We start from the raw sequence: 17,975 nt of genomic DNA on the forward strand, positions 1-17,975 counted from the left end.
CATCTCCTTGATTAGCCAACACACTCAACGCGGGACCGGGTTGCAACCCGCGGCGCGAGTCTCGCTGTCCGACAACGCCGGCCGGTACGGCTCCAGGTTCCATGGCGTCTTGTTGCGGTAATTGACCAGCACGCAGCGCAGTTGCTGACGCATGCTGCCAGCGGACTTTTCGTTGTCGCGCCAGTTGCTGTCCGGCCCCTTGAGGGCGAACAACTGATCGTACAGAGCGCCGACCTGCTCACCGGGCAAGGCGCGCCCCGCTGCCGTGGGCACAACGCTCAGGCTCCATTCATCCTTGCGGGTGCCGGGGTCGTAACGTTTGACCCAGTTGGCGGAGGCGATGTATTGCGGCACCGGGGCGCCACCCACCACCATCTCGGCGATCGCCTGATCGGCGGCGACATAGCTGAAACGCCGCTCCGCAGGCTGGGTGAAATCCAGGCGCAGGATCGGCACGCTGTAGCCCTGGGCCTGAAGTTTTTTCTGGAAATTGCGCGCACTGTTCAAGCCGTTCTCCGGTTTCGGTGGTGCCTGATCTCCGCGAGTGGCGAAGTTCTGCGTGCTGTTGACGTTGTAGATAAAGGCATCGATGTACTTCATGTTTTCGCTGCCGTCGTTGCTCGCGGTGGCGTTCTTCAACATGAACTCGTTGACCTGGGCACTGAAGGCAAAGGGGTCCTTGTTGGTGGTGTTCGGGCGCGACTCATGCACGCGGATCATCGCCTGCCAGTCGCTGGGTTTTTCCGCGTTCCACGAACATTGGCTGTACTGGATCGGCCCCTTCATCAGCCCGGTGTACTTCTGCGTCCACTGCTCGGCGGTGGTGACACCCGCCTCGGCACAAGTGCCGTAGGCCAGTGCGGCATTGCGGTTGTTCAGCGTGCCTTGCGCCGCACGCGGCGGTTCGCGGCTGTCGAAGAAGCCGCAGCCATACCACTTGCGCTCCGGCCCGGTACCGCCATCAAACGCATAGATGCAGGTGAAGCCTTGCTCCTTGACCGGCAGCTTCAGCGCCGCTGCATCGGTGGGTGTGCGCAGGATGAAACCGGCCGGGTGAATGAGAATGCGCGTGCTCAGATCCTTGCGAATCCACGAGTAGGACGTCGCGCCGATCTTGATTGCATAAGGGCTGTAATCCCACGGATTGAAGGGCCCGTCATTGACCATGCGCAGGGTCACGCCGCTGCAGTAATACAGCCCGCGCGCGGCGCCGGTATCGGGTTCCTGGCAAGCGTCCTTGAGGGTGTTGTAGTTGCTGTTGATGCGCTTGAGCGTGTCCAGCGGATCAATCTGCGTCTGCGCGCAAACCGTGCCAGACAGCAGGGGCAGCGTGCAGGCGAGCGTAAAAGATGAAGCCGTGCGCAATAGCACAGCGCGGGCTGAGCGATCCTTCGTCATGAGATACCGTCCTGGTAAATCGGCCTGTCACAGGGGCCGTTGCAATGACTATAGACGCGCAACCACAGAAATCCCCTGTAGGAGCTGCCGCAGGCTGCGATCTTTTGATCTGGCTTCTGGTTTTAAAATCAAAATCAAAATCAAAAGATCGCAGCCTGCGGCAGCTCCTACAGGGTTTTGCATTTTTTTCTGAAAAATTTCGGTGGCGCTGTAACGCATCGCCATGGGCGTTCTCTAGTGGGGTAAGCAAGCGCACTTCGCTTGTAAAACCCAAGCTCAAATCTGGAGAAACATCATGACTGCTACCACTCGCACCCTGTCCGCCGCTGCACTGGTTCTGGCTCTTGGTTCCGCCCTGAGCATGACTGCCGTTTCCAGCGCCAACGCCGCCGACAACAGCAACATGGAAAAATGCTTCGGTGTGGCCATGAAGGGTCACAACGATTGCGCCGCGGGCGCAGGCACCACATGTGCCGGCACCGCGAAAATGGATTACCAGGCCAACGCCTGGAAGTTCGTGCCAAAAGGCACCTGCACCACCACCGAGAGCAAAACCTCGCCGACCGGCTTCGGTCAGATGGAAGCCTTCAAAGCCAAGTCCTGATCCACGACCTGCCCGAGTGACGCTCATGTTCACCCTCAACGAACCTGTCCCACCGCGCACTCGGGCAGCCCTCTGCGGGCTCCCGCCCCGCGCGGGGCTGGGACTCAAGACCGGGCACTTTCGTGAAGTGCTCGGCACCCGACCAGACATCGGTTTCTTCGAAGTCCACGCCGAAAACTACATGGTCGACGGCGGTCCGTTTCATCATTTTCTCGGGTTGATCCGCGAGCAGTATCCGCTGTCGCTGCACGGCGTCGGGCTGTCGATCGGGGCCGAAGGGCCACTGGATCTGCAACACCTGCAACGCCTGCAAACACTGATCGAGCGTTATCAACCGCAAGCCTTTTCCGAACACCTGGCCTGGTCGAGCCACGGCCCGGTGTTCCTCAATGACCTGCTGCCGCTGGCGTATGACACGCCGACGCTTGACCGCGTCTGCGCGCATATCGACCAGGTGCAGAACACCCTCAAGCGTCCGATGCTGCTGGAAAATCCAGCGACCTATCTCGGCTTCGAGCGCTCGACCATCGACGAGCCGGCGTTCATCACCGAGGTGATTCGCCGCAGCGGTTGCGGTCTGCTGCTTGACGTCAACAACGTCTACGTCTCGTGCATAAACCATCGACGCGATCCACTGACCTACCTCGACGCACTGCCTTTGCACGCCGTCGGCGAGATTCACTTGGCCGGGTTCGCTGAAGACGCCGACAGCCTCGGCGATCGCTTGCTGATCGATGATCACGGCGCGCCGGTTGATGATGCCGTTTGGGTGTTATACCGACAGGCACTCGAACGTGTTGGCCCGGTGGCAACCTTGATCGAACGGGACAATCACCTCCCGACGTTCAACGTGCTGCTGGCCGAGGCGCAGCAGGCCGAAGCGTTGCTGCGGCGCTCAAGGAGTCAGCCATGAGCACTCAAGCCGACTTCAGCGCCGCCCTGCTCGACACTCGCCTGCCCTGCCCCGCTGGCCTGTACAGTGCCAACGGCGCTGATCCTGCCAGCCGGTTTTCGGTGTATCGCAATAACGTGCAAGGCTCGTTGATCAACGCGCTGGCCGACAGTTATCCGGTGGTGCAGCAGTTGGTCGGCGAGGAATTTTTCCGTGGTATGGCCGGCATTTTCATCCAGCAGCAGCCGCCGCACAGTCCGTTGATGAGCCGTTATGGTGACGGACTGGCGGACTTCATTGATGCATTCGAACCGGCGGCCGGGGTGCCGTATCTCGCCGATGTCGCACGGCTCGAACGCTTGCGCACACTCGCCTATCACGCCGCCGATGCGGCAACAGTCAGTGCGCAACAGATCAGCGCTGCACTGGCCGATCCGCAAACACTGGCCGAACTGCACATCGCCCTGCACCCCTCGCTGCACCTGCTCGACTCCGCCTACGCAGTGGTTTCGATCTGGGCCGCGCATCAGCAAGACACCACACTGGCGGGTATCGATATTCATCAAGGGCAACACGCACTGGTGCTGCGCAACGGTCTGGAGGTCGAGGTGTTTGCCCTCGATTACGGCGCCAGCGTATTCATCCGCCATCTGTTCCATCACCAACCGCTGCTGCAAGCGGCGCAAGACAGCCCGCCCTTCGATCTGCCGCAGACCCTCGCCCTGCTGATCGGCCACCACGCCATCACCGACCTGAACAACAAGGTATCGCCATGAACAACCTCATCACTCGCGCCATCGGGCTAATGGAAAAGATTCCCCACAGCCTGATCGCCTTCATCGCCCGGTTCTCGATTGCCGCGGTGTTCTGGAAGTCCGGGCAGACCAAGGTCGAGGGACTGGCCATCGATTTGGTCGACGGCACCTTTCAACTCGGCTGGCCACACTTGGCGGACTCGACGATTCCGTTGTTCCAGAGCGAATACCACGTACCGCTGCTGTCACCGGAAATCGCCGCGCACATGGCAGCGTTCGCCGAACACTTCTTTCCGGTGCTGATATTGATCGGCTTCGCCACGAGATTTTCGGCGCTGGCGCTGCTGGGCATGACGCTGGTCATCGAGGTGTTCGTCTATCCCGATGCCTACCCGACCCATGGCACCTGGGCGGCGGTGTTGCTGTACCTGATGGCGACCGGGCCGGGCAGATTGTCGATTGATCACCTGCTCGCCAAATACTGCAAACGCTGATGTCCCTGATGCCTCTGATGTCTCAGTAGGAGCTGCCGAAGGCTGCGATCTTTTGATTTTCAAGGTCAAAAGATCGCAGCCTTCGGCAGCTCCTACAGGGATATCACAGGCATCGTGGTCAATGCGCCAGGCGATCCAGCGCCTCGCCGCTGCGCTTGAACCAGCCGATCAGATAGTCCGCCAACACCTGCGTGCGTTTGGGCAAACCACCTTGGTACGGGTGCACCAGATACATCGGCATGCGCCGCGTCTGAAAATCGCGCAACAGCCAGTGCAACCGGCCGTCAGCCAGTTCTGTTTGCAACAGATACGACGGCAACCGTGCGATACCGGCGCCGGCCAGGGCGGCTTTCTTCAGCAGGTTGTAATGGTTGCTGGCGAACGGCCCCGACACCCGCACCCGCAGCAATTCGTGCTGTTGGTGATACAGCCATTCTTCACGGCCACTGTAATGACTGTTGAGCAGGCAGCGGTGTTCGGCCAGCTCCTGCGGGGTCAGCGGTTCACCGAATTGTTCAAGGTATATCGGGCTGGCGCAGGTAAATTCCTGCCACGCCAGCAGGGGTTTGGCCACCAACCGCTCGTCATTGGCCACCTCGGAGCGAATCGCCAGATCGAAGCCGTCCCGGGACAGGTCGCGATAGTGGTTGTTCAGCTCCAGCTCGATCTGCACCTCGGGATACTTCTGCGAGAACTCCAGCAGCAAGCCGTCGAAAAACGTTTCCCCCAGCGACACCGGCACCGTCATCCGCACCGGACCGGCCATGTCGTCTTTCAAACGCGCCAGCGCCTGACGTGCCCGCTCCACTTGCACCACCAGCGCCTGGGCTTGCGGCAACAATGCGGCGCCCGCCGCTGTCAGGCTCAAGCGGCGCGTGGTGCGTTGCAGCAACACCACGGAAAACTGAGCTTCCAGCTGGCTGATACGCTTGGACAGCTGGCCCTTGCTGCAACCCAGCTGCTGCGCTGCCAAGGTAAAACTGCCAGCCTCGATCAACACCGCGAACGCCGCGAGATCATCCATTTCACTCATGGATTGTTTCCATTTGAAAACCAAAGGTTGCCTATTAGTGCGCTTATCCGCAGAAAAAACCACTCTAGACTGAAACCTCGTTCAACCCATTGAGGAACAGTCCCATGAAGATTCTGTTGATCGGTGCCGCCGGCACCATCGGTTCGGCCGTGGATAAAGAGCTGAGCCAGCGTCACGAAGTGATCCGCATTGGTCGCAGCAGCGGCGACTTCCAGGTGGACATCAGCGACAGCGCATCGATTCGCAAACTGTTCGAGCAAACCGGCAAGTTCGACGCGCTGATCTGCGCCGCCGGCAACGTAACCTTCGCCCCACTCGGCGAGATGAACGCTGACAGCTTTGCACTGGGCCTGAAAGACAAACTGATGGGCCAGGTCAACCTGCTGCTGATCGGCCGCGAATACGCCAACGACGGCGCCTCGTTCACCTTCACCAGCGGCGTGCTCAGCCACGACCCGATCCGTACCGGCGCCTCGGCGGCATTGGTCAACGGCGCACTGGACAGCTTCGTCAAAGCGGCCGCCATCGAGTTGCCGCGTGGCCTGCGCATCAACTCGATCAGTCCGACCGTGCTGCTGGAAGCGATGGGCAGCTACGCTCCGTACTTCCGTGGCTATAAGCCGGTTCCGGCAGCCGATGTGGCGCTGGCCTACGCGAAAAGTGTCGAAGGCCTGCAAACCGGTCAGACCTTTCACGTGGGCTAAACCCTTGTGATCGACGGTCAGCCTGCGTAACGTGGCGGCACTTGTCTGGAGAGCCGAAGATGCGTGTTGCCCGTTCGTTGATCGTTGTTGCCTTGCTGCCATTGTTCGCCGCCTGCCAATTGCTTGATGGCCCGCGCGAAAGCGCATCCCATGTCGGGCAATCTCGGATGCAGGGGCAATTGACGGCGGCCGACGGCAAACTGGTGTTCCAGCCATGTGGGGAACAACGTCAGTACGTGGTCAATGACATCGGCGGCACCAGCGTGCTGCAAGAGGCCGCGACCCTCGCCGATCAGCAGGGCAAGCTGTTTGCCGATGTACGCGGAAAGATCGCCGGCGACCGCCTCGACCTCGGTCAGTTGTATCGCGTCGAGCGCTCCGGCACCGCGTGCGATGACCCGAATTTCAAACTGTTGATCCTGCGGGCCGCCGGCCACGGTCCCGAGTGGAACGTCAAAGTCAGTGGCAAGGGCATGGTCATCGACCGTGAAGGCCAACCGGCGCTGGCCGTGCCGTATGTAGAAGAACAACTGGGCGACGGCCGCTTCAACCTCAGCAGCGAAGCCAACAACCAGCGCATCGAGTTGTGGGTCGCGCCGCAACGCTGCGTCGACAGCAGCACCGGCAGCGTGCAGCACATGAGCGCCGAACTGCGCATCGACGGCAAGGTCGAGCGTGGTTGCGGGTATTTCGGCGGATCGCGCAACGACTGAGCGTTTTAGCCTCACCGGATCCGGCCTTTGCGGCTTATAATCGCGGCCTTCAAACGCCCTGGCGCAGTTGTGCGCCCCGCGAATCCGGATCCTCGCCATGTTACGAATCACCGAACTCAAGCTGCCAATCGACCATCCCGAAGAAGACCTGCGTGCCGCCATCGTGCAGCGCCTGGGCATCGCCAGCGATGACCTGCTCGATTTCACCTTGTTCAAGCGCAGCTACGACGCGCGCAAAAAGTCCTCCGAACTGTGCTTCATCTACACCATCGACCTCACCGTGCGCGACGAGGCCAAGGTGCTGGGCAAGTTCGCCGACGACCGTAACGTCAACGTGGCGCCGGATGTCAGCTACAAATTCGTCGGTCAGGCGCCGAGCGACCTGAGCCAGCGCCCGATCGTGGTCGGTTTCGGCCCGTGCGGGATCTTCGCCGGCCTGTTGCTGGCACAGATGGGCTTCAAGCCGATCATCCTCGAACGCGGCACCGAAGTCCGTCAGCGCACCAAGGACACCTGGGGTCTGTGGCGCAAAAGCGTGCTCAACCCCGAGTCCAACGTGCAGTTCGGCGAAGGCGGCGCGGGCACGTTCTCCGACGGCAAGCTGTACAGCCAGATCAAGGATCCGAAGTTCCTCGGCCGCAAAGTCCTGCACGAATTCGTCAAGGCCGGCGCGCCGGAAGAAATTCTCTATGTCAGCAAACCGCACATCGGGACCTTCCGTCTGACCGGCATGGTCGAGACCATGCGTGAAGAGATCCGCGCCCTGGGCGGCGAAGTGCGCTTTCAGGAACGCGTCACCGACGTGCTGATCGAAGACGGCCAACTGGTCGGCGTCGAACTGGCGAGCGGCGAAACCCTGCATTCGAAACACGTCATTCTGGCCCTCGGCCACAGTGCCCGCGACACCTTCCGCATGCTCCACAGCCGTGGCGTGTTCATGGAAGCCAAGCCGTTCTCGGTGGGCTTCCGCATCGAACACCCGCAGTCGCTGATCGACCGTGCGCGGCTGGGCAAGTACGCCGGCCACCCGAAGCTGGGCGCTGCCGACTACAAACTGGTACACCACGCCAAGAATGGTCGTTCGGTCTACAGCTTCTGCATGTGCCCGGGCGGCACCGTGGTCGCGGCGACGTCCGAGCCGAACCGCGTGGTCACCAACGGCATGAGCCAGTACTCGCGTAACGAGCGCAACGCCAACTCCGGGATCGTCGTCGGCATCACCCCGGAGGTCGATTACCCGGGCGGCCCGCTGGCCGGTATCGAGTTGCAGGAGCGTCTGGAGTCCCACGCGTTCATCCTCGGCGGCAGTGATTACAAGGCCCCGGCGCAACTGGTCGGCGACTTCATCAACGGCACCCCGTCCACCGAGTTGGGCGAAGTCGAGCCGTCGTACAAACCGGGTGTGGCCCTGGGCGACCTGGCCCTGGCGCTGCCGGATTTTGCCATCGAAGCGATTCGTGAAGCGTTGCCGGCGTTCGAGAAACAGATTCGTGGCTACTCGCTGCACGATGCCGTACTGACCGGCATCGAAACCCGCACCTCGTCGCCGCTGCGCATTACGCGTAACGAGTCGCTGCAGAGCATGAACGTCAAAGGTCTGTTCCCGGCGGGTGAAGGTGCGGGTTATGCCGGTGGCATTCTGTCGGCGGGTGTCGACGGGATTCGGATTGCCGAGGCCGTGGCGCGGGATATCCTCGGCCTGGAAGCCTGATCAGCATGAGCTGACTCAACATAAAACCCTGTGGGAGCGAGCCTGCTCGCGAAAGCGGTATTTCAGACAACAATGATGTTGAATGAGATGACGTCTTCGCGAGCAGGCTCGCTCCCACATTGGTCTCTGTATTCGGCTTTAGATATTCGCGCGCAGGACTGAGTCAGGCAGCGGCTCACCGCGTTCGGCACTCGCCGCCACCGCTGCAATCAATCCCTCCAGCTCATAGCCCTGCGCCTTTAGCCAGTCCTGATCGTAATAGGTGTCGGCATAGCGCTCGCCGCCATCGCACAGAATCGCCACGATCGACCCCGATTCCCCCGCCGCTTTCATCTGCTGCGCCGCCATCAGCGCGCCGATCAGGTTGGTGCCGCTCGACCCGCCGACATGCCGTCCCAGACGCTGCGCCAGGTAATGCATGGCCGCCAGCGACAAGGCGTCCGGCACCTTGACCATCGCATCGATCACCTGCGGCAGGAACGACGCCTCGACCCGGGGCCGACCGATGCCTTCGATCCGCGAACCGCAGTCCAGGCGCAGGCTCGCGTCGCCCGTCTGGTAGTAATCGAAGAACACCGAACGCTCGGCATCGGCGCACAACACCCGGGTGCAATGCTGGCGATAACGCACGTAGCGGCCGAGAGTCGCGGTGGTGCCGCCGGTGCCGGGGCTGGAAATCAGCCAGCTCGGTTCCGGATGTTTCTCGAAACGCATCTGCTGGAAGATCGACTCGGCGATGTTGTTGTTCGCCCGCCAGTCGGTGGCCCGCTCGGCGTAGGTGAACTGGTCGATGAAGTGGCCGCCATGCTCGCGGGCCAGACGTTCGGACTCGGCGTAAATCTGCGTCGGATCCTGAACCAGATGGCTCTGGCCACCGTAGAAGGCGATCTGCGCGATCTTTTCTTTCGAAGTGGTCGCCGGCATCACCGCAATGAACGGCAAGCCAAGCATGCGCGCGAAATACGCTTCGGAAATCGCCGTCGAGCCGCTGGACGCCTCGATCACCGGCGCGCCGGGTTTGAGCCAGCCGTTACACAACGCATACAGGAACAACGAGCGCGCCAGGCGATGCTTGAGGCTGCCGGTGGGATGGCTCGACTCGTCCTTGAAGTACAACTCAATGCCTGCGAAGCCCGGCAGCGGCAAAGGGATCAGGTGGGTGTCGGCGCTGCGCTGGAAGTCCGCTTCGATGATGCGGATCGCTTCACGGGCCCACTGTCGGTTGTCGCTCATAGTCATGTTCTCATTGAGTCGGGCAGGAGTAGCCTTGTCACAGGCTCAGTCCCCCAGCATAGGAAAAAACCGGCAAGGCTCACAGATACAGCTGAGGCTCAATTCACCCACCAACTGCCAGGTACTGGGGCAAATAAGTATCAGGCTTTTGCAGTAATTGCGCAGAACCCATCTCCCCGTTCTTTGAACTGAAGCGGTCTGCTCGAATCCCTGCCTGACAAATAGCGAACAATCCGCACTTAATCAAAGATCCGTCCTACAGCCAGCATTTGTCCGCTTCGTTAACGTCGCACAGCCCTTTCGAGGGCCTGTCGATGGATGAACGAAAGGACGCTCAGTGGCTCGCAACAAGGACATTCCCCGGGTTCCCAACCCACCGGCGGGCGACGGTCATCACGTCACCTGGCGCTACATGACGGCCACCGAACTGGCCGAGCGCGAAGCCCGGCAAAACGCCTACGACGCCATGCTGGCGCGGCAGGAGGCCTTTGAGCGCAGCCGCGAGGTAGCGGCCCAAAAGCCAGATCCGGTGCGTGCCGGATGCGTGTTCGCCAAGTCCTGCAAATTGCCGGACGCGATCATCGACTACGCGAATCCTTCGGGGATGGTGCCGACCGACAGCCTCAAGGATTACGGCGAGCTGATCCTGCTGGGTGCACGCGAAAGCGATGAAACCGGCGGCGTTGCCCTGAAGAAAATCGGCGCCACAGCCATTCCCGCCGGGTTCGGCAGTTTCGCCCTGGCCGGCGCCGCCTTCGAGGCGCTACCCGCCATCGCCGCCGGAACGGCCACCGCCACCCTGGCAGGCCTGGTGGCGCTGCTCATGCCTTCCAGCCTCGGCGACAGCGCACTCTATAGCGACGAGCAACTGCGCAGCCTCAAACAGGCCCGCACCCGCGTGCGCCTGCGCGTCGAACAACAGGCCGACGGCAGCCTCAGGGGCTACGGCTTCTATACCGGCAGGAATCGCGATTGGGAAATGGTCGATGTCGTGCAGTTCACCGCACGTGATAACCGCTTTGTCGCAGACCTCGGCGAAGGCATCGAACTGATCTGGACGCCCGCCGTGGACGGCTCCGACATCCTCGGCATCCCCGCGCTGGAGGCTGCACCGCAAGCACCGCACATCTGGGTGTATCCGCCGACGAAAGCGGCGGACGGGATTCTGGTGAATCCGGTTTATCCGCCGGAGTATCGGGATTTCATTCTGGTGTTTCCGGCGGATTCGGGGGTTCGGCCTCTATACATCGTGGTCAACACCTCGCGCAAAGGCTTACCACCAGCAGGACACAGCTATCATAAACCTCCGAAAGCAGAGGAAATTACCGCGTTTCCCGGCCTGAAAAAGGCACAGAAAATGAATCCCGTACAAGGAGGTGGCGGACTTCGGGAACGATGGAAGGATGCAAAAGGCAGGAGAATTTATGAGTGGGACTCGATGCACGGCGAGTTGGAAGTTTACCGTGCAAGTGACGGAACTCACCTAGGCGCTTTTGACCCTTTTACAGGAGAGCGACGAGAAGACCCGAAAGATGAAAGAAGCATCAGAAAAAAATACTTGTGAGGGTGATGATGGGATTAAAACTAAGGCTGGAGTGGTACGACAAGCAAACCCATCTATGCGAGGGCGAAGAATATTCCGAGGATTTAGGCGACGATGAAACCGTTTTGAATGCCTTGGGTATACCGGTGGAAAACAACATTAATAATGGCGGCTTCAACGTACTCGAAAGTTGGAAACCTGTCCTTCAACCTTACTTTCAAAATAATATTTCCCTAACGACTTACGACTATCAAATTTCGTTCGACTACAGCGACGTCTGGTAAGCGGCACCTCAGATCATAAAAAACCCCAACCAGTCACCTGATCGGGGTTTTGTTTTACCGCTCGTTCGCGCTTAGTGCGAAACGCGGCTGGTGCCACCGACGGTGGAGATGCGTACGCGCTCACCGACACGGAATACTTCGTTTTCCTGAACCTGTTGCACGTAGGCGCGCATGCTGCCGTCGTCTTCGCGCACGGTGATTTCCACGCCCTGTGTGCGGGTCAGGCCTTCTTCGGTGGCCGAACCGATCAGGCCGCCGGCCACGGCACCGATGACCGCCGCAACGATGCTGCCCTTGCCGCCACCGATGGCGCTGCCACCGACACCGCCGACCACTGCGCCTGCAGCGCCGCCGATCGGGGTCTTGGTGCCTTCGATTTTCACCGGACGCAGGGATTCGATGGTGCCCATGCGAATCGTCTGCACACGACGCGCTTCGTCACGGGAGTAGGAGTCACCGGTCAGGCTCGACTGGCAGCCGGTCAGCAACATCGCCATCGTGGAAAAGGAAGCAACCAGCAGAACAGACTTACGCATAGCATCAACTCCAAAAGAACAGGTGTTCATTAAACCCCGCTGCTTGACGCCTGTCACGACGCAGCCCGGATAAACTTGATTTTATTCAGGCCCGGTACAGGCACCTGCAGCCCCACCCAACAGTAGCGCCAAATCGCCCAATCCGCCCTGCCAACCCAAGGATTTTCATGGATTACCTGATCATTTTCGTCACCACCGTCGCCGGTCTGTACTTCCATGGGTGGCTGTACGTGCGGATCAAACGCTGGATGGATCGTGATCTGGCCCTGTCGCTGGCGGGCAAGGATGAAGACAAACGCGCCTTCATGCTGCAACAACTGGCCGATGCCCGCGTGCAGAAGATCAAGCGTCGGGACCTGCCGAAGTGGCTTGAGGCCGCTGCGGCAAGCTATCCCGCTCGGTAGACTGCTTAAGGCGCCAGACGTTCAAGAATCCAGTCGGCACCCTGCTGACGGTAGTTCAGGCGATCGTGCAGACGACTTGGACGGCCCTGCCAGAACTCGATGCGCTCAGGCAGCAGGCGATAACCGCCCCAGTGTTCCGGACAGTGCGGTTGCGTATCGCTGAAACGCTGCTCGGTGGCCTTGAGCAGCTCTTCCAGTTCGCCGCGCCCGTTGATCACCCGGCTCTGCGGTGAAGCCCAGGCCCCGAGCCGACTGCCCAGCGGACGCACCTGATAATAAGCATCGGACTCAGCAGGCGTGACTTTCACCACACGCCCTTCGATGCGCACCTGGCGCTCCAGGGTCGGCCAGAAGAACGTCATGGCAGCCAACGGGTTGGCCGCCAGATGCTGCCCCTTGGCGCTGTCGTAATTGGTGAAAAAAGTGAAGCCCTGCTCGTCCAGGCCCTTGAGCAGCAGAATGCGGCAGTGCGGGCGACCGTCCGCATCGACCGTGGCCAGGGTCATGGCGTTGGCCTCCACCGGCGCCTGTTCGGTTTTCACCGCATCGGCGAACCACTGGTGGAACAACGCAAAGGGTTCAGCCGGGGCTTGCGCCTCGGTCAGACCATCCCGGGTGTAATCACGACGCATATCTGCCAGAGTCTGGGTCATGGCGCATTCCTTTTCGTTAGCGGATCACTGCTTGGAAGTATCGCTGGCGGCAACTTTCTTGTCAGTCGTCGCAGCTTTGGCCGGAGCGGTTTTCTTGGCTGGGGTTTTCGCCGGAGCCTTGGTCGCTGCTTTCTTCGCAGGTGCCTTGGCAGCGGCTTTCTTCGCCGGAGCCTTTTTGGTTGCAGGTACGGTGGCCTTCGAAGCGGCCGGCGCCGGGGTTACCGGTTTGGCTGCAGGCTTGACGTCCTGTGCGGCAAGCATCGTGGTCGGTGCGGGCGCCGGCATGTTGTATTTGCTCAGCAGGGCCACCATGGTGTTCTGCGGGGTCACCAGCAGTTCGACGCGACGGTTCAGGGCACGGCCTTCGGCGCTGTCGTTGGCCGCACGCGGGGCATCGCCACCCATGCCGCGCAGCATCAGGCGATCACGCTGCAAGCCGCTCAGGCGGAAGATTGCCGCCACGGACTGAGCGCGCTCCTGACTGAGTTTGACGTTGGCCGGCGCGGCGCCAGTGTTGTCGCTGTGACCGAGCACCAGGACAGCGGTTTTCGGGTCGGCTTCGAGGATTTTCGCGACATTGGTGAACGGGCTGAGGGTCACCGGCAACAGCATCGCTGGACGTTTCGGGTTGAACGAGCCTTCAACCGGCGCAATCACCACCAGAACGTTGTCGCGGCGCTCGAGTTGCAGATTGCTGTCCTTGATCGCTGCACGCAGGCGTGGCTCGTAGTCATCCAGCCAGGCCTGAGTGACTTTCGGGTCAGGCATCGGCACCACTTTGGCCGTGGACTGATCCTTGCCGCCGAACGGCCACCACCACTTTGTGCCGGTGTCAGCATCGGCCTTGGCCACTACCGCCGGTTTTGCTTCTGGTTTGACTTCGGGTTTCACCTCGGCCTTGGCCGCCGCGTCATCGGAGCTACCGAACGGCCAGTACCAGTGGCTGTTGCTTTCAGTCTTGGCCACTGGAGCGGTCGCGGCAGGTTTGAGCGGCGCCGGGGCTGCGACAGAAGCCGGGGCTGGGGCCGGCTCTTTGGCCGCCACTTTGTCGGAAGATCCGAACGGCCACCAGCTACCGCCGTCCGCATCGTTTTTAGGAGTCTGTGCGCAACCGGTCATTGCAACGCACAGGGCCAGGGCGAGAGTTTTTTTGGATGACATTGAAAATCCACAAAGTGAAGTAATGAAAGATCAGAGCTCTTTTGCCCGGATAAACAGACGCTTTGAATCAAAAAACCGGATCTGGTTCCAACCCTGGAACCTCATGTAACGCTTTACAGACAAGTGGCAAGTACCCGCGCCAGTTGCTGCGCGCGCGGATCCATCAAGACGTACGGCCCAAGGGTATTTGTCACAAAACCGAATGCGACATCGTGCTCGGGATCAGCAAAACCCACCGAACCGCCCGCCCCCGGATGACCAAACGCCCGCGGGCCGAGGCCATAGGTGGCGTTCGCCATGTCCGGCTGATCGAGCATGCAGCCCAGGCCGAAACGGGTGCGGGTCAGCAGGGTCTTGTCTTCGCCGTAACTGTGTTCGCGGGTCAGTTCTTCGAGCATTTCGCTTTCGAGCAGGCTGCCATCGAGCAGGCCAGCGTAGAAACCGGCCAGGCTGCGCGCGTTGCCATGACCATTGGCGGCCGGCTGCTGCATGCGCCGCCATTCCGGTTTGTTGGTGCTGGTCAGCACCGACGGCGGATTGGTGAAGGCACGGGTGGTCATGGCGGTCGGTTCGCGCATGGTCACCTGCAGCAGACGCTGGGCCGCGGCATCGCCGACGTTGCCCTTGCCGCGAGCAATATGTGCCACGCGGTGGAATTCTTCGTCCGCCAGACCGACGTGGAAATCCAGCCCCAGCGGTCTGGCGACGCGGGCGACGATGGACTCGCCCGGCCCACGACCGTCAGCACGGCGCAGCAACTCGCCGACCAGCCAGCCATAAGTGATGGCGGCATAGCCGTGACCGGTGCCCGGCGTCCACCACGGCGCTTCGGCTGCGAGGGCGTCGACCATGGTTTGCCATTCGTAGAGGGCAGCGGGTGCGAGCAACTCGCGCAGCGCTGGCAGACCGGCCTGATGGCAGAGCAATTGGCGCAGCGTGACGGTTTCTTTGCCAGCGGCGGCAAATTCCGGCCAGTAGCGGGCAACCGGCGCATCCAGTTGCAGTTTGCCTTCGGCCACCAGTTGCAGCGCGGTGACCGCAGTGAACGTCTTGGTGCAGGAAAACAGGTTGGCGATGGTGTCGCTGTGCCAGGCCTCGGCGCCGTCCTTATCGGCGGTACCGGACCAGAGGTCGAGGACGGTTTCGCCGCCGACCTTGATGCACAGGGCTGCGCCGCGCTCCTGGGGATCGTCGAACAGTGCCGCGAATGCCTCGCGCACCGCTTCGAATTGAAGCTCGTAATGACCCTGAATCTGCACCCGCAACTCCCCCGCGAAAACGCTCTACAAAGTGGCCCGCATTGTTCCAGCCCTTGAGGGATTTGGGAACAGCTGCGGGCCGGGTGGTCATTTCAAAGCAAAATCAAAAGATCGCAGCCTGCGGCAGCTCCTACAAAATTCCATTCCCTGTAGGAGCTGCCGAAGGCTGCGATCTTTAAGGCATCAAACCTCAATGACCATTGCCCGAATGCCCACCCGCATGCTCGGCCCCCGGGCCTTTTCCAGCTTCAGCCTTGCGCCCGCCTTCGGCTTCATGACCGGCGACCGCAGCGGCCTTCTCAGCCTCTTTGCCCAATTGATCGATCGCCTGCAGATTGCTCTTGCGCACCGCTTCGACGAAACCCTGATACGGCAAATCGGTAATCCCCACCAGACCAAAGTGCCCGTTCTCGCCATCAAGCAGACGCCCGGTTACCGGTTGATCCAGATACTGGAACCAGTGCACGCCGACAATCGACGGCTCACTCAACGCCTGTTTGAGGAAGTTGGCATACGCCGGGCCGCGATCTTCTTCCTTCGCCAGTTGCGTCACGCCACCCCAGAACGGGCCGCGATCACTGGAGCCGAAGTTGAACTCGGTAATCAGCACCGGTTTGTCGAGGGCACGCAGAGCGGCGAAGTCATAGCCGTCCTGCGGTTTCAGCGTATACAGGTTGAAACTCAGCACGTCGCAATACTGTGCACAGGACGCCACGGCTTCCGGGGTGCTGGTGGCGAAACGGCCGCCGAGCAGCAACTGGTTCGGCGCGTGCCATTTCAGCGAATCCGAGATGGTTTTGAAGTAGGTGTCGGCGAACACCTTCTGGAAGTATTTGAAGTCGTTTTCGATTTCCGGGTGCTCCGGATTCGGCATCGGCGGCACAAAGCCCGGGTCTTCCATCAACTCCCACGCCGGCAGATCAATGCCCCAGGCTTTCGACAGGCCCGCCTGGTTGCGGTACTTGTCGCGCAGCTGCTTGAGAAACGCGCGTTTGGCCGGCACGTCGGTGGTCATTTTCAACGTGCCATAGGCCAAGGCATAGCGCGACTGCGGATCATCGCCCGGACCGGCCCAGGCCAATTCGTTGTCGGCGTAGTAACCGATCAGCCACGGATCATCGCGATGATCGCGGGCGGCGATGGCCACGGCACGCTCGGTGGCCATCGCGAAACGCGGGTCGAACGGATCAGGCATGCCGCCCCACCAGTCGCTGCCGGTGCTGATGCTGGTGTAGTCGCCGACGATCGACAGCGGCAAGGTATACGGCACCCGCTCGGCGTCGGCGAGCGCGTCGGCACTCCAGTTGCCGACCGTGTTGAAGCCCCAGGCCTGCAGGCGGTCGAGGGTGTGGGTGGCCCACTTCTGCTGATCGACCGTGGCCTTGCACGGCGCGGCTGGCGGTTCGGCATGCGCCTGTGCTGCGCAAGGTTCGCCGTACAGGCGTTGCAGGTTGGCGCCGTAAAAATCGTACCAGCGCCCGTTGCCATAGCCTCGGCCCTGATCGGCACCGTTGCCGCCACGGTTATCGCCTTCGCCGAAATGACTGGCGAGCGGCTCATCGGCCTTGGGCAGGGATTCGAACATCCACTCACGCCCGGCCACGTAGGTCTGGTTGACCTGCGGGCTGACGGTGTTGACCCCCAGCGAATAGAACGGATGTCCTTCCGGCGTGACGAGATACCAGCGACCATCACGCTTTTCGGTGCGGAAAAACCCGCTGGCCTTGAACGCCGGGCCTTTGTTCCAGCCACCGAACTTGTCCAGCGAAGATTTTTCGCGCTCGGCCAGCCAGGTTTTCAGCTGTTGCTGTTCCTTGGCGGCGGCGGATTTCAGTTGTTCGTCGTTGCTGATTTTTTCCGGCCATTTGCTGCGGGTCGATTGACCGTAGGCGTCCACCAGATTGCCGTAGACGGCCTGGGTCACAGCATCGCCGTCCTGCACGCCGAATCGCTCGAGCAGCAGGCTCTGCGCGGCTTTCGGCTGATCCATCCACAGGCTGACCGACACCACCTGGCTGCGATCCAGTTCGCCGCTGCTGCTGGCCAGCAGAATGCGCTGGCCATCGACGGTCATCGGCATCGGCGGCCCGGCCTTCATGCCCTGGCTCAGTGGCGAAGTTGCCACCAGCGGCACCAGCAGGGTTTGCGCAGGGCCGGCCGGCAGGTCAACGCGGCTGGTCAGGGTCTGGCCGTTGTTGCTCTGGATTTGCACGTAGACCGTCACGGCCCAGTTCATTGCGCTCTGCAGACGCAGGCTCATCATGCCCGACTGCGACCAGTCCCAGGCGCCGGTTTGCGGGGTCAGGCGCAGGGTCGGGCGGGCTACCGGGTTGAACGTCACCCGGCGCAGCACTTCACCTTCCGGGGTCTGCTCGGCGTTGGCTTGTGGCAGGTCAGTGTTTTCGGTGACGACTTTCACCACATCGGCAGGACGGACGAAGTTGAACAGGGTCTGCTGACCCGCAGGCGCCGCCAGTAACGGAGCGGCAAAGATCAAGGCAAAAACGGCAGGCAACGAGCGGCGAATCATAAGAACGGAGTTCTCCCTAACGACCAAAAGGCCAATGGAAAAGCATGGCAGAGAGATAGACAGCGCGG

At 61.2% G+C, this 17,975-nt stretch carries 19 protein-coding genes; 10 read left to right on the forward strand and 9 right to left on the reverse strand.

Annotated elements, in window-relative coordinates:
* Window positions 1-24 precede the first annotated feature (24 nt).
* Together ACM6HV_RS21720 and ACM6HV_RS21725 are read right to left on the reverse strand one after the other, a co-directional pair.
* Window positions 25-1,398: a DUF2599 domain-containing protein gene (locus ACM6HV_RS21720; protein ID WP_414905258.1), complete on the reverse strand. Its 1,374-nt coding sequence runs from the start codon at window positions 1,396-1,398 to the stop codon at window positions 25-27.
* A 48-nt stretch (window positions 1,399-1,446) separates the two neighbouring features.
* Complete coding sequence (locus tag ACM6HV_RS21725; protein WP_414905259.1) at window positions 1,447-1,623, reverse strand: hypothetical protein; 177 nt, start codon at window positions 1,621-1,623, stop codon at window positions 1,447-1,449.
* Window positions 1,624-1,693: 70 nt separating this feature from the next.
* On the opposite strand from ACM6HV_RS21725, the gene ACM6HV_RS21730 reads away from it, so the two are divergent.
* Genes ACM6HV_RS21730 through ACM6HV_RS21745 form a run of 4 tightly spaced genes read left to right on the forward strand, consistent with a single transcriptional unit; the run spans window position 1,694 to window position 4,143 of the window.
* Complete coding sequence (locus ACM6HV_RS21730; protein WP_047292122.1) at window positions 1,694-2,002, forward strand: DUF2282 domain-containing protein; 309 nt, start codon at window positions 1,694-1,696, stop codon at window positions 2,000-2,002.
* A gap of 25 nt (window positions 2,003-2,027) precedes the next feature.
* On the forward strand, window positions 2,028-2,915 hold the full coding sequence (locus tag ACM6HV_RS21735; RefSeq protein WP_414905260.1) for a DUF692 domain-containing protein: 888 nt from the start codon (window positions 2,028-2,030) through the stop codon (window positions 2,913-2,915).
* Window positions 2,912-3,670, forward strand: coding sequence for a putative DNA-binding domain-containing protein (locus ACM6HV_RS21740; RefSeq protein ID WP_414905261.1), 759 nt, complete (start codon window positions 2,912-2,914; stop codon window positions 3,668-3,670). The genes ACM6HV_RS21735 and ACM6HV_RS21740 overlap by 4 nt, the downstream gene beginning before the upstream one ends.
* Entirely contained in the window at window positions 3,667-4,143 is a 477-nt protein-coding gene (locus ACM6HV_RS21745; protein ID WP_414905262.1) for a DoxX family protein, read from the forward strand. The genes ACM6HV_RS21740 and ACM6HV_RS21745 overlap by 4 nt, the downstream gene beginning before the upstream one ends.
* A 118-nt stretch (window positions 4,144-4,261) precedes the next feature.
* On the opposite strand, the gene ACM6HV_RS21750 is transcribed toward ACM6HV_RS21745, so the two are convergent.
* Window positions 4,262-5,176 (reverse strand): LysR family transcriptional regulator, encoded by a 915-nt coding sequence (locus ACM6HV_RS21750; protein WP_414905263.1) that lies wholly within the window; start codon window positions 5,174-5,176, stop codon window positions 4,262-4,264.
* A 104-nt stretch (window positions 5,177-5,280) separates the two neighbouring features.
* Here ACM6HV_RS21750 and ACM6HV_RS21755 point away from each other — a divergent pair, with 104 nt between their 5' ends.
* From ACM6HV_RS21755 to ACM6HV_RS21765, 3 genes are all read left to right on the forward strand, one after another.
* Window positions 5,281-5,880, forward strand: coding sequence for a short chain dehydrogenase (locus ACM6HV_RS21755; RefSeq protein WP_108181892.1), 600 nt, complete (start codon window positions 5,281-5,283; stop codon window positions 5,878-5,880).
* 59 nt (window positions 5,881-5,939) lie between these two features.
* Window positions 5,940-6,593, forward strand: coding sequence for a COG3650 family protein (locus ACM6HV_RS21760; RefSeq protein ID WP_103485731.1), 654 nt, complete (start codon window positions 5,940-5,942; stop codon window positions 6,591-6,593).
* Between the two features lie 97 nt (window positions 6,594-6,690).
* Window positions 6,691-8,304 carry an NAD(P)/FAD-dependent oxidoreductase gene (locus tag ACM6HV_RS21765; protein WP_095667341.1) on the forward strand — a complete coding sequence of 538 codons (1,614 nt, stop codon included), beginning with the start codon at window positions 6,691-6,693 and terminating at the stop codon, window positions 8,302-8,304.
* Window positions 8,305-8,442: 138 nt separating this feature from the next.
* On the opposite strand, the gene ACM6HV_RS21770 is transcribed toward ACM6HV_RS21765, so the two are convergent.
* Window positions 8,443-9,537, reverse strand: coding sequence for a PLP-dependent cysteine synthase family protein (locus tag ACM6HV_RS21770; RefSeq protein ID WP_414905264.1), 1,095 nt, complete (start codon window positions 9,535-9,537; stop codon window positions 8,443-8,445).
* Between the two features lie 337 nt (window positions 9,538-9,874).
* On the opposite strand from ACM6HV_RS21770, the gene ACM6HV_RS21775 reads away from it, so the two are divergent.
* Complete coding sequence (locus tag ACM6HV_RS21775) at window positions 9,875-11,101, forward strand: S-type pyocin domain-containing protein (RefSeq protein WP_414905265.1); 1,227 nt, start codon at window positions 9,875-9,877, stop codon at window positions 11,099-11,101.
* A 5-nt stretch (window positions 11,102-11,106) separates the two neighbouring features.
* Window positions 11,107-11,364, forward strand: coding sequence for a colicin E3-like toxin immunity protein (locus ACM6HV_RS21780; protein ID WP_371917799.1), 258 nt, complete (start codon window positions 11,107-11,109; stop codon window positions 11,362-11,364).
* Window positions 11,365-11,435: 71 nt separating this feature from the next.
* Here the strand turns inward: ACM6HV_RS21780 and ACM6HV_RS21785 are convergent, their stop codons facing one another.
* Entirely contained in the window at window positions 11,436-11,900 is a 465-nt protein-coding gene (locus tag ACM6HV_RS21785) for a glycine zipper 2TM domain-containing protein (RefSeq protein ID WP_007969461.1), read from the reverse strand.
* Window positions 11,901-12,067: 167 nt separating this feature from the next.
* On the opposite strand from ACM6HV_RS21785, the gene ACM6HV_RS21790 reads away from it, so the two are divergent.
* The gene (locus ACM6HV_RS21790; RefSeq protein ID WP_414905266.1) at window positions 12,068-12,304 is read left to right on the forward strand and encodes a hypothetical protein; all 237 of its coding nucleotides are present in this window, start codon (window positions 12,068-12,070) and stop codon (window positions 12,302-12,304) included.
* A 5-nt stretch (window positions 12,305-12,309) separates the two neighbouring features.
* On the opposite strand, the gene pdxH is transcribed toward ACM6HV_RS21790, so the two are convergent.
* The 4 genes from pdxH to ACM6HV_RS21810 form a co-directional block, all read right to left on the reverse strand.
* On the reverse strand, window positions 12,310-12,957 hold the full coding sequence (gene pdxH, locus ACM6HV_RS21795; RefSeq protein ID WP_414905267.1) for a pyridoxamine 5'-phosphate oxidase: 648 nt from the start codon (window positions 12,955-12,957) through the stop codon (window positions 12,310-12,312).
* Window positions 12,958-12,981: 24 nt separating this feature from the next.
* On the reverse strand, window positions 12,982-14,118 hold the full coding sequence (locus tag ACM6HV_RS21800) for an OmpA family protein (RefSeq protein WP_414905268.1): 1,137 nt from the start codon (window positions 14,116-14,118) through the stop codon (window positions 12,982-12,984).
* A gap of 113 nt (window positions 14,119-14,231) precedes the next feature.
* Window positions 14,232-15,377 (reverse strand): serine hydrolase domain-containing protein, encoded by a 1,146-nt coding sequence (locus tag ACM6HV_RS21805; RefSeq protein ID WP_145597807.1) that lies wholly within the window; start codon window positions 15,375-15,377, stop codon window positions 14,232-14,234.
* Between the two features lie 190 nt (window positions 15,378-15,567).
* Window positions 15,568-17,907, reverse strand: coding sequence for a beta-galactosidase (locus tag ACM6HV_RS21810; protein WP_414905269.1), 2,340 nt, complete (start codon window positions 17,905-17,907; stop codon window positions 15,568-15,570).
* Window positions 17,908-17,975: the final 68 nt, after the last annotated feature.

Origin of the sequence: Pseudomonas sp. IT-P260 (genome assembly GCF_949768395.1) — a bacterium.
GTDB classification, from domain to species: Bacteria; Pseudomonadota; Gammaproteobacteria; order Pseudomonadales; family Pseudomonadaceae; genus Aquipseudomonas; species Aquipseudomonas parakoreensis.

Bases quoted from the DNA above. Each gene is read 5' to 3' on its own strand.
- ACM6HV_RS21720 (WP_414905258.1), bottom strand. From the start codon at position 1,398: ATGACGAAGGATCGCTCAGCCCGCGCTGTGCTATTGCGCACGGCTTCA.
- ACM6HV_RS21725 (WP_414905259.1), bottom strand. From the start codon at position 1,623: ATGGCGATGCGTTACAGCGCCACCGAAATTTTTCAGAAAAAAATGCAA.
- ACM6HV_RS21730 (WP_047292122.1), top strand. From the start codon at position 1,694: ATGACTGCTACCACTCGCACCCTGTCCGCCGCTGCACTGGTTCTGGCT.
- ACM6HV_RS21735 (WP_414905260.1), top strand. From the start codon at position 2,028: ATGTTCACCCTCAACGAACCTGTCCCACCGCGCACTCGGGCAGCCCTC.
- ACM6HV_RS21740 (WP_414905261.1), top strand. From the start codon at position 2,912: ATGAGCACTCAAGCCGACTTCAGCGCCGCCCTGCTCGACACTCGCCTG.
- ACM6HV_RS21745 (WP_414905262.1), top strand. From the start codon at position 3,667: ATGAACAACCTCATCACTCGCGCCATCGGGCTAATGGAAAAGATTCCC.
- ACM6HV_RS21750 (WP_414905263.1), bottom strand. From the start codon at position 5,176: ATGAGTGAAATGGATGATCTCGCGGCGTTCGCGGTGTTGATCGAGGCT.
- ACM6HV_RS21755 (WP_108181892.1), top strand. From the start codon at position 5,281: ATGAAGATTCTGTTGATCGGTGCCGCCGGCACCATCGGTTCGGCCGTG.
- ACM6HV_RS21760 (WP_103485731.1), top strand. From the start codon at position 5,940: ATGCGTGTTGCCCGTTCGTTGATCGTTGTTGCCTTGCTGCCATTGTTC.
- ACM6HV_RS21765 (WP_095667341.1), top strand. From the start codon at position 6,691: ATGTTACGAATCACCGAACTCAAGCTGCCAATCGACCATCCCGAAGAA.
- ACM6HV_RS21770 (WP_414905264.1), bottom strand. From the start codon at position 9,537: ATGAGCGACAACCGACAGTGGGCCCGTGAAGCGATCCGCATCATCGAA.
- ACM6HV_RS21780 (WP_371917799.1), top strand. From the start codon at position 11,107: ATGATGGGATTAAAACTAAGGCTGGAGTGGTACGACAAGCAAACCCAT.
- ACM6HV_RS21785 (WP_007969461.1), bottom strand. From the start codon at position 11,900: ATGCGTAAGTCTGTTCTGCTGGTTGCTTCCTTTTCCACGATGGCGATG.
- ACM6HV_RS21790 (WP_414905266.1), top strand. From the start codon at position 12,068: ATGGATTACCTGATCATTTTCGTCACCACCGTCGCCGGTCTGTACTTC.
- pdxH (WP_414905267.1), bottom strand. From the start codon at position 12,957: ATGACCCAGACTCTGGCAGATATGCGTCGTGATTACACCCGGGATGGT.
- ACM6HV_RS21800 (WP_414905268.1), bottom strand. From the start codon at position 14,118: ATGTCATCCAAAAAAACTCTCGCCCTGGCCCTGTGCGTTGCAATGACC.
- ACM6HV_RS21810 (WP_414905269.1), bottom strand. From the start codon at position 17,907: ATGATTCGCCGCTCGTTGCCTGCCGTTTTTGCCTTGATCTTTGCCGCT.